We start from the raw sequence: 13,798 nt of genomic DNA on the forward strand, positions 1-13,798 counted from the left end.
AAATTGAAAAAAAATGTCCGCCGTGGTGGATTGGAAGATTTGGGGGATTGATAATTCGAAATTGAAGATTCGATGTTAGGTATTCGATATTATAGATAGGGAAATTGTATTCATTCAAACATTTATCAACGAATAAGTAAAATTCTTCCTCCACTCCAGATTGCTCTTGGTACACATATCCATAAACTCCTTAAAATCTTGAGGGTTGGCAAATACCTGACATCCTGCAGACCAAGCGTCGACCTGTTGAGATTCCCGATGTTCGTTGGCCCTGTGGATATTGATGCCAAAAATTCCTGTAAATTCCCTTCCGTTATCAAAGTCAAGGATATTGTCCCAGTTATTGTCTCTGATTACAGTCACAGGATTGGCCTGAACCAATGCCCTGTATTGTTTTTTATGATAGCCGATTATGTGGGAGTCTTTATATTGCCCTTTTTTGAGGATGGCTGTACCGTTTGAATTTCCTTTTTTATTTAGATTCAGAAGTGGACCTGTCCCTGGATCGGTGGTGATTTTGTACTTTTTGATATGCCAAGTGCCATTGAATTTCCAGAACACAACCAAAGAGTCATCAAATTTATTAGGGATATGATTGGGTGTCCTCAATCCCAAAATATTGAGATTATAATCCTTGCTGTCATCATAGTTGATGGAATACCCTTCTTTCTCCATCATCCGTATATAGGTGGATATTTCTGAGGAAACTTCTTGGGAAATAGGTGCTTCCGGACTTGGTTGAATCTGAACATCAGGTGGTTTGGTTGTGGCTTCTGAAGTCAGTTGGGGGTTGATTTTTTTAAGTTCAGGTGGAGAAAGGTGGTTTATTTTGGAAAATAATTCAGAAAGCCTATAGATTTTTCCCGTAGGATTGGGATAATATTTTGCAAAGTTGAATGGTTTATTGGATGGCTGTTTCTTCTCTTTCAGACTTAGCCTGATTTTATCCATATCCAAACAGGGACATTGTTTGGAGGCATATCCAGAAAATTCAGAATGCCCAAAGACATTTTCAGGCTCAATGCTCAATTCCCTCATCAACCATTTCGTCAAGGTATTCAATGACTTCCATTGTAAATCTGTTGGCTTCTCTGTTCGGAAATCTCCTGTGAGGCAAATACCCACCGAAAATCTGTTGCTATTACCAACATGGTAAGTTGATTTTTCAATTTCATTGCACCACTTCATTATCCCATCCTTTTCAATCACAAAATGGTAACCCAATCCTGGCCAATTGTTAGTGGCTACATGATATCTTGCAAAAGCTTCCGCACTACCTGATTTTGTCAGGCTATGGTGGATGGCAATATAGGTAACTGATTTGATGGGTCTGTAACCATATTCCTTGGAATGATGCTTTTTAAGCAACATCCTGACATCTTTCATTCCAGGTATTTCTAAAGGATCTACCATGTTTCTTGGAATTTGACCTTGTAACTGATTTTGCCCTCAAATTTTGAAAATGTGACCAGCAATCTTCTGGCGTTTTTCTCATTTGGAGTGCAAACTAAATAGAGTTGGTTTTCATATTTGGCCGGATATTTTGCCTGAAGTAGTAACTGAATAGCTACAGGAATCCTTACCCATATAGAATTGGAAATGGGTTTTAGAAACATTTCAATTTCCAAGTTTGACCAATCCAAAAACCTGTCCTGATACCAGCCTTTAGTAATATCCTTGTCCACAAAAGTCGGAATCTGATAATGGTTTAAATCCGCTTTTACCTGCTCCACAAAGTCAAACCAATAGGTGGATTGGAGTTCCCGGGAGGAAATATCCATTTCCAAAATTTCCCTTTCAATGGTTTTTACCCATCCCACTATGGTATCAACTTGCTTGGACACAACTACCCTCCTTGCTCTGCTCCTTCCAAATCACTATCTATCCCCTGGACCATCCAATTGATTACTTTTTCCAGACCCTGTGGCAAGCCTGTCTCACTGACATGCAATTTGATGAGCAATTTCCCACTTTTATTGATGGTGTTTTCTTGGGACTGAGAACTGGAAACAGAACCGCTTAGTCCGATATCAATAAATTTAGCGAGAAATGGAGAACCTCCAATTTTGAAATCTCCTCGCTTCTCTTTCTTTGATTTATCCTCGAAAATTTGAGAAATAGAATATTCAAACTCCACACTTAATGAATCAAAGTTGAGGTTAGGCACTTTTGTTAAAGCAAGATAAGGAACTAAAATTTCTTTGGTTTCATCACTTGTGGTGGTGTTTCCATTGTTATCTGTAGCTACCTTTTTAATTTTTCTTTCAAACTTTTGGTTACCCATACCTATCAACTCCCTGATAAATTCAATAGTAGTTATTGATGCCAATTTGTGGGCCTCTATGGTGCTCCTCAATGGAGCCGAAATAATAAAGTCCAATGGGACTTGTTTGAATTCAGCGGGGTCAAATGTAATTTCTGCCATAATTTTTTAATGTTTTGGGATTAAAGATCATTTTTAATTTTGGTGGATTGTGTTAATGAAATAAGGAGGTTAGAAAGCCCTTGTGGTATTGGGGTGGATTCTACTTCTACTTTTATGCTGATTCCAGCACTCGTTTTTTTGGAATCCTCAGAACCTATTGTTCCCTTGATTCTTTTTGGGCCAATGAACATCCAGGGTCTTATAGAATCTCCTGATCTGCCAGGTTGCATTTGTTCGTAATTTTCATATTTGGAGTCCACAGACATAAAAAAATCGAAGGAAGCAGATTTGATTGCCAAGGGTTGAACAGGTACAAGGGCCAAAGCAGGAACTGAAATTTTATGTTCCACATTATTCCCATCAAAATACTTGAAATCCATGCTATACATTTCATCCAAAAAACCAGTATCGGCTTGATTTTTGACGAGTTTATCATATTCCTCTTTCTCATCGGAGGATAATTTTGGCTTGTTTTTAAGGAAATAGTACCGTTCCTTGGTTTTCAATATTTCTTCTCTATATTTTAAATCTTCCAGTTTTTCATCAAATTCAATTTGTTCCTCACCTGCTTCCAGTTTTTGTCCGTGCACGTTTAATCCTTTTTCTTTGAATTCCATTAATCTTGCCTCTTCAATTTCCAGGTCCCGTTTTGAATACTTGTCCTTAAACCCAATTTGAAGGATAAAATTGAGCAAGGCTCTTCCTGCCTGTATCTGAACTTCAAACAGGCTATTGATGGGTGCCAGGAGGGCCGCTGAAAGGGTTAATTTATCATCAATTGCATTATTGGAAATAGTTTTCTTGTCTTGTCCTGCTGCCATTTTTGTTGGTTATTAGGTTGTAATTGAGTTTTTGGTTGGTAAGAATTTGTGTAATTCAGTAAAATTGAAATTAAGAAGAATCCCTAAAAGAATGCTGAATGCTTTTTGGCATATATTGATAAAACCATGTTTCACTAGTAGCAATCCCATAAAAGAAAAATTAAAAATGAATAATTGGTGTGGTTCCGCCACGGCGGACAAGTTTAATAGGCAGGGATTTGTGATTGTTTGGGGAATCACAAAAAACTACCTGAAATTTTATCCCACTCAGGATGGCATAAAATATCTGAGCTCAATGAAAATGTTTGGCTAATTCCTTGATTTCAAGACTTATAAATCTAAAAATTAATTATTGAATTCGGAATGTTTTTTCTTTAAATTTTTATGAATACTAGTATTGGGTAGGATAAGGGGAGAATGTGGTCAGGTTTGGAGGGAAATGGGGAGGGTTTAGATGCAAGACTTAAGATGCAAGATGGAAGACACAAGACGCAAGACATAAGACATAAGATGTAAGACAGGAGATGTGGGATTTCAAAACTTGGGTAGCTGAGAAATGATGGAGAAAAACGTTTTCAATCCTTTAATTCCAATTCCATCACTATACAATTATCCTCCCCGCCTGCTCCAAATGTCTTTGTTCGTGGGCAATGATGATTTCAATGGCCTGTTCCAGGGTGTATACAATCAGTTTGTTGGCAGGGGAGTGGATGACGGTGTTTTTTTCAACGAAGGGTTCCATTTTTTTGATCCAGTTTTTAAGGTCTTCCTGATGTTGTTGGAATCTCGCCAAGATAGTTGTATCGCCCTGATTGATTTTAGGTTCCCATAGGGGAAAGGTCCTTTGCTTTTTATTGCCACCATCGCTGACGGATTTGTAAATCATGTCTCCGAAGAGTTTGGTGAAAAAGGGAAATCTTGCAATAAAGGCTCCGTGAAATCTGCCTTTTTCAAGCTTTTCAAAAATCGGGAAGTAAGTGCTGTTGATGGTGATCAGATGTTCCAGGTTTTCAGCAATACTCCAGGTTTTGGGATTGGGTTTGAGATGCAATTTCTCCACAGGTAGGTCTGAAAACTTTTCCAGGGAAACTTGGGTGATGCTGTCTATGGATTGTATCCACTTTTCTGTTTTTGGATTCATTTCAGTTTGGAGCAAGCTTTAAATTTACTTTCATTTCATGTATTTTCTACCAGACATTCTAGTCAATCTGAGAGGTAAGATTGGTATTGATAGAATTTGGAATGACATCGGATTTTTTAAACCTTAATTGGGCAACTTAAGACCTCGCCTGCCGTCGAAGTGACAAGGCAAGTTTTTTGATTGAATTATATGGTATTTGTGGTTCTAAAACATCAATTTCTAATTCTGTCATTGTTAATCTAAAGGAATGATAATCTTAAAAATAAAAGTAGGAATTATTTATATCCCAAGAAAGTAAGGGAAAATAGCTTTAGAAATAAAGAACTAAACCGGCTACTTTGATTGTTAGAAACTGTTTTTAACCCATTATCATGACGAAAAGCAAACCAAAAGAAAGCAGAGTCACCATGGCCTCTGCCTTTAAAACAATTATTTGGCCCCGTAGAAAGCATTTATTTTTAGGGCTTTTTTTGATTATCATTTCCAGATTGTCGGGATTAGTCCTGCCAGGTGCCAGCAAGCTATTGATAGACAATGTAATTCCTTCCAATGACCTCGAATTACTCAAATGGCTGGTTTTGGGGGTGGTGGCAGCCATTACCATTCAGGCAACCACTTCTTATGCCCTTACCCAGATTCTAAGTGTGGAAGCACAACACCTGATCTCTGTCTTGCGGTCTCAGGTTCAAAGGCACATTATCCAATTGCCCATCCGTTTTTTTGACAATACCAAAACCGGAGAACTGGTGTCCAGGATTATGACTGATGTGGAAGGGGTGAGAAATCTTGTGGGAACCGGCTTTGCGCAGATGATAGGCGGGGTTTTGACAGCGGTTATTTCCTTGGTGTTGTTGATTTATATCAGCCCGATGATGACGCTTTATGTATTGGTTCCTGTGATTATTTTTAGTTTGATTTCTCTAAAAGCATTTGGGAAAATCAGACCCATATTCCGGGAGAGAGGGAAAATAAATGCTGAAGTCACCGGTAGGTTGACCGAAACATTGGGAGGAATCAGGGTCATCAAAGGTTTCAATGCCGAAGAACAGGAAATCAAAACTTTTGAAGCCGGAGTAGAAAGGCTTTTTCTCAATGTGAAATCAAGTCTTACAGCCACAAGCTTTGTAACTTCTTCTGCAACCTTTTTATTGGGCCTAGCTTCTGCAGGTATCATGGGTATCGGTGGATATATGATTATGGATGGGCAAATGACTTTTGGGGATTTTCTGGCATTTACCCTTTATCTGGGTTTTATGATTGCTCCTATAGTGCAGATGAGCAATATAGGCAGTCAGTTTACTGAGGCCTTTGCAGGTTTGGATAGGACAGAGGAAATCATGAATTATCCTTTGGAAGATGCCCTTGGCAGCCGCATTTTAAATTTGCCGAATTTCAAAGGGGATATACGTTTTGAAAATGTATCCTTTGCCTACGAGGAAGGAAAGGAAGTGGTCAAAGGGATCAGTTTTGATGCTCCTGCAGGTTCTGTGACTGCATTGGTAGGCACCTCTGGTTCGGGTAAAACCACCATTGCAGGTTTGGCAGCTTCTTTTTTAAATCCCGATTCCGGTTTGATTACCATTGATGGCCATGATTTGCAGAAGGTCTCTTTGAAAAGTTACCGTTCGCAATTGGGAGTTGTTTTGCAGGATGACTTCCTCTTTGAAGGAACGATCAGAGACAATATACTTTTCCCAAGGCCCAATGCCACTGAACAGGATTTGCTTCAGGCGGTAAAAGCTGCACATGTTCAGGAGTTTACCGATAGGTTTGAGGAGGGATTGGATACTTTGATCGGTGAAAGAGGAGTGAAATTATCAGGTGGTCAGAGACAGCGGATTGCCATTGCCCGGGCCATATTGGCAGATCCCAAGGTTTTGGTATTGGATGAGGCTACATCTAATTTGGATACTGAATCTGAGTCACTTATACAAGCCAGTCTCAAGCGATTGATGAAAGGTAGGACTACCTTTGTCATTGCGCACCGATTGAGTACCATCAGGCAGGCAGATCAGATTTTGGTGATCGAGCAAGGTGAAATCAAAGAAAGAGGCAAACACGAAGAGCTGATTGCAAAGGAAGGTCGGTACTACCAATTGTACACTTATCAGGCAAGGATTTGATGGGTTGGAAAAAGCCTTTAAATATTCAACTTTTGTTTAGAAGCCAACCCAGCATCAATTTGATAAATGCAATCATCTGAATACTGATCAAAATCAAAAAGTCTCAGACAAAATATGCCTGAGACTTTTTGATTTTTGAAATTCAGCTAAAATAATCAGCTCAAAGATTGGTTTTCTTTACCTGCCAATTCCAGAATTCTATCGTATTCTTCCGGAGTAAGATCTTTGAAGAAATAATTGACCGGATTGATAAACCTGCCATCTTTCATGACTTCATAATGAACATGTGGTGCGGTAGAAGAACCTGTATTGCCCACAGTACCTATTTGGTCACCACGTTTGATTTTTTGCCCTCTTCTCACTTTGAAATCATTCATATGGGCATATCGGGTGACGAACCCAAATCCATGGTCAATTTCAACATGCTTGCCATATCCGCCAAAAACAGTTTTTACAGCAATCACAACCCCATCACCTGTTGCATAGATTGGAGTTCCTTTGGGAGCAGCAAAATCCACCCCCTGATGCATTTTTCGTACTTTGAGAATCGGATGCACCCGCATCCCAAATCCTGATGCCAATAAATTCAGTTCCTCGTTGGTTACAGGTTGAATAGCGGGAATGGAGGCCCAGTATTCTTCTTTTTGAAGTGCCAGATCGGTGACTTCATCATAGCTGACGGATTGTACATAAAGCTGTCTTTTCAGGGCATCAACCTTTTGGGAAAGGGAGACAATCAAATCTTCCTGTTTGAGACCTTTCTCTTTGATTTCCTTATACCTGTCCGTTCCACCGATACCGGCTTTCCGGATTTCAGTAGGTACTGGTTCGGTTTCGAAAATGATCCTGTAAAGGTTGTCATCCCGCTGTTGAAGGTCGGACAACATCTGATTCATTTTAGTAACTTCCTCTTCCAGAAGTTGGTAATACAAAGTGAGTTCCTGATTTTCCTTTTTGAGCAACAGTTCCTTGGGACTGTCAAAGTATAAATTGAATACGATCAGAATACCGATAGCCATAACCAGGGCCATTGATACAAAACCCAGACTATTGAGTAAAATATCCCATTTACTTCGTTTGTATCTTTCGTATTTACAGGTTTTTGCGTCGTAGTAATATTTTATTCTACTCATTACGATTTGCGAGCTAATTCTTATAATTTTGTGCCCCTAAGGTGATTGGGTGATTACGCAAAGGGCACCACAAAGTTACGAAAATAATTAAGATAATACGAACATAGTCAAAAGCTTAGATGAAAGCCAAGGAAATCAGAAATTTATTTATAGAATTTTTTCAGTCAAAAAACCATCAATTTGTCCCTTCTTCCCCCATAGTAGTCAAGAATGATCCTACCTTGATGTTTACCAATGCAGGGATGAATCAGTTCAAAGATTTCTTTTTAGGGAATGAAATCCCTAAAGCAACCCGGGTGGCAAACAGTCAGAAATGCCTGAGGGTTTCGGGTAAGCACAATGACTTGGAGGAAGTAGGCGTGGATACTTATCACCACACCATGTTCGAAATGCTGGGGAATTGGTCGTTTGGTGATTACTTCAAGAAAGAAGCAATTGAATGGGCTTGGGAATTGCTTACCGAGGTATATAAACTTCCCAAAGAAAGACTTTATGTTTCTGTTTTTGGCGGGGATAAAGGAGATAACCTGGAAAAGGATATGGAAGCCTTTCAACTATGGAAAAACATAGTTCCTGAGGATAGGATATTGTTTGGAAGTAAAAAGGACAATTTTTGGGAAATGGGTGACACCGGACCCTGTGGACCTTGTTCGGAAATCCATATAGACCTGAGAACAGAGCAGGAAATAAAAGAAATCAATGGCTATGATTTGGTCAACAACGACCATCCGCAGGTTATTGAAATATGGAATCTGGTATTCATTCAGTTCAACCGTGTTGCTGATGGAAGCCTAAAAGAATTGCCGGCCAAACACGTGGATACCGGAATGGGTTTTGAACGTCTGGTAAGAGCCATTCAGAAAAAATCCTCCAATTATGACACGGATGTTTTTATGCCTTTTATCCAATTGATTGAAACCAAATCAGGGAAGCAATATGGGAAGGATGAAAAGACAGATATTGCCATGCGGGTCATTGTGGACCATATCCGTGCCATTGCGTTTACTATCGCTGATGGGCAGCTTCCTTCCAATAACAAAGCAGGTTATGTAATCCGGAGAATTTTGAGAAGGGCTGTGAGATATGGTTATACTTTTCTCGGTTTTCAAAAGCCTTTTCTTTACGAATTATTGCCTCTTTTGGCGGAAAGTTTCGGAGATATTTTCCCTGAATTAGCGGCACAACAGGATTTTATTTCGAAGGTGGTCATGGAGGAGGAAGCCTCATTTCTCAGGACTTTGGATAATGGACTTAAAAAACTGGATCAGATAAAAGAGGAACTTTCTCAAACTACCGCTAAAGTCATTGAAGGTAAAGTAGCCTTTGAATTGTACGATACCTATGGTTTCCCTTTGGATCTCACTTCACTGATTGCCCGGGAAAATGGATTGTCAGTGGACGAAAAAAGCTTTGCAGTCGAAATGGAAAAGCAAAAAACCCGTTCCCGGGCAGCGGCCGAACAGGAAACAGGGGATTGGGTGATGGTCAATAAAGACGAAGGGGTTGAGTTTATTGGTTATGATTTTCTTGAATCAGAGTGTAAAATCATTAAATACAGGCAAATTACGGATAAGAAAGGAGATAGATTTCAATTGGTTTTGGACCGCACGCCATTTTATGCTGAAAGTGGTGGTCAGGTTGGAGATCAGGGTTATTTGATCAGTGAAGTTGAAAAAATCAAAGTTTTGGATACAAAAAAAGAAAATGATCTCACGGTTCATTTTGTGGATAGGCTGCCAACAGATCCTTCAGGGACATTTGTTTCAAAAGTGGATGCGACAAAAAGGAAGCTGACAGTTAACAACCATTCTGCTACCCATTTGCTGCATGCTGCCTTGAAAGAGGTTTTGGGAAACCATGTACAGCAGAAAGGGTCTCTTGTAAATGAAGATTTACTAAGGTTTGATTTTTCGCATTTTGCAAAGATGACTGATGAGGAAATTTTGAAGGTGGAAAATATCGTCAATGCCAAGATCCGTGAAAATATTCCTTTGGGTGAACAACGCAATGTGCCTATTGAGGAAGCTAAAAAGCAGGGGGCAACAGCCCTGTTCGGGGAGAAGTATGGAGAATTTGTCAGGGTGATTACCTTTGATAAAGACTTTTCTGTGGAACTTTGTGGCGGTGTTCACGTACCTTCCACAGGCGTTATCGGTTTGTTCAAAATTGTCTCGGAATCTTCAATTGCTGCGGGAGTAAGGCGGATTGAAGCAGTAACTGCAGAGGCTGCGGATTCATTGGTCAACGGTCAATTGACATTGCTGAATGAAATACAGGAATTGTTAAAAAATCCTAAAAACCTCAAGAAATCCATCGAATCGCTGATACTTGAACGTAATGAACTCAAAAAAGAAATAGAATCACTACACCTGCAACAGGCTTCTGAGGTGAAACAAAATCTTTTAAAGAATATTGAAAAAGTAAATGGGGTAAATTACTTGTTTTCGGAGGTCAAAATCCCGAATGCTGATGCCCTGAAAAAGATTTCATTTGAGATCAAAAACGAAATTGAAAATCTTGTAGCTGTGTTGGCTGCGGATATTGATGGAAAACCACAGATAGCAGTGATTATTGATGAGACTTTGGTCAAATCAAAAGGATTGAATGCGGGGAATGCTGTCAGAGAATTGGCAAAAGAAATCCAAGGTGGAGGCGGTGGTCAGCCTTTCTTTGCAACTGCGGGCGGAAAAGACCTTTCCGGTTTGACAAAAGTTTTGGAAAAAGCCAGGTTGATGTTTGCAGACCTTTGATTTAAATGAGTATTGTATATTTGGTTTTGGATGAATTTGGACCCAATTTTGGATTCATTATAATTTGATTTTGATTTAATATGCTTTCAGCAGAGACTAAAAATAAGTACGAGTTGGTAATTGGATTGGAAGTTCATGCCCAGTTATTGACAAAAAGTAAAATGTATACTTCGGATTCCACCGAGTTTGGAAACCTTCCCAATACCCATATTTCAGTAATAACCTTGGGACATCCGGGAACACTTCCCAAAGTAAATAGGAAGGCAGTTGAATTTGCCATCAAGATGGGATTGGCCTGTAATAGTGAAATTACCAGAAACAATATTTTTGCAAGGAAGAACTATTTTTATCCGGATCTACCAAAAGGCTATCAGATTACACAGGATAAAAACCCCATATGTGTTGGCGGAGAAGTGCCCATTACATTGCCTGACGGAAGCAAGCGTTCAATTGCCCTGACCCGTATCCACATGGAGGAAGATGCAGGTAAATCTATACATCTCGCAGGTGAGGTAGATACTTTGGTTGATTTCAATAGGGCAGGGGTTCCACTGATAGAAATTGTTTCCGAACCGGATATGCGTTCCTCAGAAGAGGCCTATGCCTATCTGGCCGAGATTAAGAAATTGGTCAGGTACCTTGATATTTGTGATGGAAATATGGAAGAAGGATCGCTGCGATGTGATGCCAATGTTTCCGTAATGCTCAAAGGGTCCAAGGAATATGGAAAGAAGGTAGAGGTCAAAAACATGAACTCTTTCAGAAATGTAAGCCGTGCTATAGAACATGAATTTGAACGTCAGGTAATAATGGCCGAAGCGGGAAAGGAAATAATTTCCGAAACCAGAACTTTTGATGCAGCTACCGGTACTACTGCAAGTATGCGTTCCAAGGAGGACCTGAATGATTACAGGTATTTTCCAGAGCCGGATTTGAGCCCTGTGATTGTCTCCGAAGAATGGCTTGAGAGCATCAGGTCTTCCATGCCGCCTTTGCCCAGAGAACTCTTCCATAAATTCGTCCATGAATATGGATTGCCTGATTACGACGCGGGTGTATTGACTGACAGTAAAGAGATTGCGCTGTATTTTGAAGAACTTTGTTCTCATGTTAAAAATTTCAAAGCAGCTTCCAATTGGATGATGGGTCCGGTCAAATCTTACTTAAATGAATTGACCTTGCATATTGAGGATTTTCCTGTGAGTGCAATAAGCCTTGCGGAATTGATTGCGATCATCGATGAAGGGAAAGTGAGTTTTACGGTCGCTTCTCAAAAAATTTATCCTGAAATGCTCAAGGATAATTCCAAGACTCCGTTACAAATTGCCCAAGAACTGAATTTGATCCAACAAAGTGATGAAGGATCTTTGAAGCCGATTGTTGAAAGTGTTCTTTCTGAAAATAAAGCAAAAGTGGAAGAATACCGATCAGGCAAAAAAGGATTGATGGGAATGTTTATGGGCCAAGTGATGAAAAAATCCCAAGGTAAAGCAGACCCTAAAGTAGCGACTAAAATTTTAACTGAATTACTAGAAAACTGATACAATGAAGTATTTATTAAACTTATCCGGAATTTTCCTGTTTCTGATATTCTTCTCTTGTTCGAAGGAAGAAAAAAGGGTTTTTGACGGAACTGTAACCATTTCGGGAACTCTACTCAATTATCCGGAGGGGAAAGTAGAGTTGTCCCAATTTGTGAATGAGTCTTTGGAAAGTGTCAGCATGATTGATGTGAAAAACTCGGGGAAATTCGAATATGAATTAAATCTGGAAGGCCCGGGATTTTATGAGCTGAAATTAATGGACGAGAAAATAGTGAAATTAGCACTATATGATGAGAATGTTCAGGTCAATTATGATTTCAATGATGAGAACAGTCTCAAAGTAGAAGGATCTGAGGATTCTCAAAACCTTCAGAAAATAGAGTCATTGATGGCAGCTTATCAGGAATCCATCAACGGATTGAATGATGCATATTTTGAAGCTATGAGCAAAAGAGACCAAGAAGCGATTAAATCCATTCAGAACCAGGCAATGGAAATGGAAGCAGCTCATGGAAAACTGATAAAAGAAACCTTGGAAGGAATGAAAGGTAGTTTCGCCAGTCTGGCGGCGATTTCAATGCTGGACTTGAAGAATGAATTTATGTTTGTAGATCAAATGGTTTCTGATCTCAATCAAAAGTATCCCAATACCAAAATGATTCAAACCCTTGCAAATCAGTTAGACGATATGAGGGCCTTATCCATTGGTCAAATTGCTCCTGAAATATCCCTTCCTGATCCGCAGGGAAATTTAGTTAATCTTTCGGACCTAAGAGGAAAATATGTTTTGATAGATTTTTGGGCTGCTTGGTGCAGGCCTTGCAGGCAGGAAAATCCCAACGTGGTGAGATTATACAATGAATATAACGAAAAAGGTTTTGAGGTTTTTGGGGTTTCCCTTGATAGGACCAAAGAAGCTTGGGTTAAGGCCATTGAGGAAGATCAATTGACTTGGACTCAAGTCTCCGACCTTAAATATTTCAATTCAGCAGCAGCTGCTTTGTATCAGATCAACGCTATCCCGGCTACTTACATGTTGGATCCTGAGGGAAGGATTATAGCCAAAGATTTGAGAGGCTCAAGTTTGGAGAATAAATTAAAAGAAATTTTCAATTGAATTTTGCTTGTTAGCTGGGACTACGGCAAGGCTGTTTATATCACCTTTAATCCGATAAAATAAATTTTATATTTCTATATCTCATGGTCGGGAAATTAATAGTGATTTTCTATTAGATTTACTTCCTAATTGAGATATAGAAATTCAGACTTCAAAATTTAGAATTTAAAGTCCTTAAATTGCCATACAAAAAGAACCAGTTAAAAATTTTAATTATATTCGTCCAATTCTGAAAAGTACAAATAAAACCAATTAACTAAACATGAAAAAAAGAACCATCAAATCACCTTTAAGCAGGATACTGACATTAGCCCTGTTTAGCCTTTTGGTCATGGGTGCCTGTAAAGGAAAGAAAAAAGTAGTAGCTGCACCTGAACCTGCACCTGTTGAAGAGGTCAAACCGACTCCGCCACCACCGCCACCAGCACCAACTCCTTCAGCTGAAGAGGTCGCAGTGGGGAAATTGGAGAACTATTTCAACAGTATTGCTAATTCCAGCAATTTGGACGCGGCCAATAGAACTATTCAGGAAGCATCGGGGATGTTTTCAAATTCAAATACTCCTGTATTGATAGTTATTCATGAGGAAAGTGGTATCAAAGATTATGATGAACCAACTACCATAGATAAATATCTGAATTATCTAAAAGACACCAAGAAAAACCTTAATTTCATTTCTGATATCAGACTTGACAATAATGGAAAGGTTTCTGAATTGGAGCTTCGTCGTAAAAAATAATATCC

11 protein-coding genes are annotated in these 13,798 nt (G+C 39.3%); 5 read left to right on the forward strand and 6 right to left on the reverse strand.

The features are described 5' to 3' along the window. Positions 1 to 114: 114 nt before the first annotated feature. From B9A52_RS15675 to B9A52_RS15700, 5 genes are all read right to left on the reverse strand, one after another. On the reverse strand, positions 115 to 1,413 hold the full coding sequence (locus tag B9A52_RS15675) for a peptidoglycan recognition protein family protein (RefSeq protein ID WP_084121364.1): 1,299 nt from the start codon (positions 1,411 to 1,413) through the stop codon (positions 115 to 117). Then, on the reverse strand, positions 1,407 to 1,844 hold the full coding sequence (locus tag B9A52_RS15680) for a hypothetical protein (protein ID WP_084121365.1): 438 nt from the start codon (positions 1,842 to 1,844) through the stop codon (positions 1,407 to 1,409). Before B9A52_RS15680 ends, B9A52_RS15675 begins: the two co-directional genes overlap by 7 nt. 2 nt (positions 1,845 to 1,846) lie before the next feature. Continuing rightward, complete coding sequence (locus B9A52_RS15685) at positions 1,847 to 2,425, reverse strand: DUF2589 domain-containing protein (protein WP_084121366.1); 579 nt, start codon at positions 2,423 to 2,425, stop codon at positions 1,847 to 1,849. A gap of 20 nt (positions 2,426 to 2,445) precedes the next feature. Continuing rightward, the gene (locus B9A52_RS15690; RefSeq protein WP_084121367.1) at positions 2,446 to 3,246 is read right to left on the reverse strand and encodes a DUF2589 domain-containing protein; all 801 of its coding nucleotides are present in this window, start codon (positions 3,244 to 3,246) and stop codon (positions 2,446 to 2,448) included. Between the two features lie 601 nt (positions 3,247 to 3,847). Beyond that, positions 3,848 to 4,387 (reverse strand): DinB family protein, encoded by a 540-nt coding sequence (locus B9A52_RS15700; RefSeq protein ID WP_084121369.1) that lies wholly within the window; start codon positions 4,385 to 4,387, stop codon positions 3,848 to 3,850. A gap of 371 nt (positions 4,388 to 4,758) precedes the next feature. On the opposite strand from B9A52_RS15700, the gene B9A52_RS15705 reads away from it, so the two are divergent. After that, positions 4,759 to 6,510, forward strand: a complete 1,752-nt coding sequence (locus B9A52_RS15705; RefSeq protein WP_084121370.1) for an ABC transporter ATP-binding protein — start codon at positions 4,759 to 4,761, stop codon at positions 6,508 to 6,510. A gap of 155 nt (positions 6,511 to 6,665) precedes the next feature. On the opposite strand, the gene B9A52_RS15710 is transcribed toward B9A52_RS15705, so the two are convergent. Beyond that, positions 6,666 to 7,643 (reverse strand): peptidoglycan DD-metalloendopeptidase family protein, encoded by a 978-nt coding sequence (locus B9A52_RS15710; RefSeq protein WP_084121371.1) that lies wholly within the window; start codon positions 7,641 to 7,643, stop codon positions 6,666 to 6,668. Between the two features lie 119 nt (positions 7,644 to 7,762). On the opposite strand from B9A52_RS15710, the gene alaS reads away from it, so the two are divergent. The 4 genes from alaS (at position 7,763) to B9A52_RS15730 (ending at position 13,793) form a co-directional block, all read left to right on the forward strand. Then, entirely contained in the window at positions 7,763 to 10,393 is a 2,631-nt protein-coding gene (gene alaS / locus B9A52_RS15715; RefSeq protein ID WP_084121372.1) for an alanine--tRNA ligase, read from the forward strand. A gap of 80 nt (positions 10,394 to 10,473) precedes the next feature. Further along, a complete protein-coding gene (gene gatB, locus B9A52_RS15720) occupies positions 10,474 to 11,934 on the forward strand; it encodes an Asp-tRNA(Asn)/Glu-tRNA(Gln) amidotransferase subunit GatB (protein WP_084121373.1) in 1,461 nt (486 codons plus the stop codon). A 4-nt stretch (positions 11,935 to 11,938) separates the two neighbouring features. Further along, positions 11,939 to 13,054 (forward strand): TlpA disulfide reductase family protein, encoded by a 1,116-nt coding sequence (locus B9A52_RS15725; protein ID WP_084121374.1) that lies wholly within the window; start codon positions 11,939 to 11,941, stop codon positions 13,052 to 13,054. Positions 13,055 to 13,316: 262 nt separating this feature from the next. Continuing rightward, positions 13,317 to 13,793: a nucleoid-structuring protein H-NS gene (locus B9A52_RS15730; protein ID WP_084121375.1), complete on the forward strand. Its 477-nt coding sequence runs from the start codon at positions 13,317 to 13,319 to the stop codon at positions 13,791 to 13,793. Positions 13,794 to 13,798: the final 5 nt, after the last annotated feature.

This window comes from Aquiflexum balticum DSM 16537 (genome assembly GCF_900176595.1).
Taxonomy (GTDB): Bacteria; Bacteroidota; Bacteroidia; order Cytophagales; family Cyclobacteriaceae; genus Aquiflexum; species Aquiflexum balticum.

Coding starts and splice junctions, on each gene's coding strand:
- gatB (WP_084121373.1), top strand. CDS start 10,474: ATGCTTTCAGCAGAGACTAAAAATAAGTACGAGTTGGTAATTGGATTG.
- B9A52_RS15685 (WP_084121366.1), bottom strand. CDS start 2,425: ATGGCAGAAATTACATTTGACCCCGCTGAATTCAAACAAGTCCCATTG.
- B9A52_RS15710 (WP_084121371.1), bottom strand. CDS start 7,643: ATGAGTAGAATAAAATATTACTACGACGCAAAAACCTGTAAATACGAA.
- B9A52_RS15705 (WP_084121370.1), top strand. CDS start 4,759: ATGACGAAAAGCAAACCAAAAGAAAGCAGAGTCACCATGGCCTCTGCC.
- B9A52_RS15700 (WP_084121369.1), bottom strand. CDS start 4,387: ATGAATCCAAAAACAGAAAAGTGGATACAATCCATAGACAGCATCACC.
- B9A52_RS15690 (WP_084121367.1), bottom strand. CDS start 3,246: ATGGCAGCAGGACAAGACAAGAAAACTATTTCCAATAATGCAATTGAT.
- B9A52_RS15675 (WP_084121364.1), bottom strand. CDS start 1,413: ATGGTAGATCCTTTAGAAATACCTGGAATGAAAGATGTCAGGATGTTG.
- alaS (WP_084121372.1), top strand. CDS start 7,763: ATGAAAGCCAAGGAAATCAGAAATTTATTTATAGAATTTTTTCAGTCA.
- B9A52_RS15725 (WP_084121374.1), top strand. CDS start 11,939: ATGAAGTATTTATTAAACTTATCCGGAATTTTCCTGTTTCTGATATTC.
- B9A52_RS15730 (WP_084121375.1), top strand. CDS start 13,317: ATGAAAAAAAGAACCATCAAATCACCTTTAAGCAGGATACTGACATTA.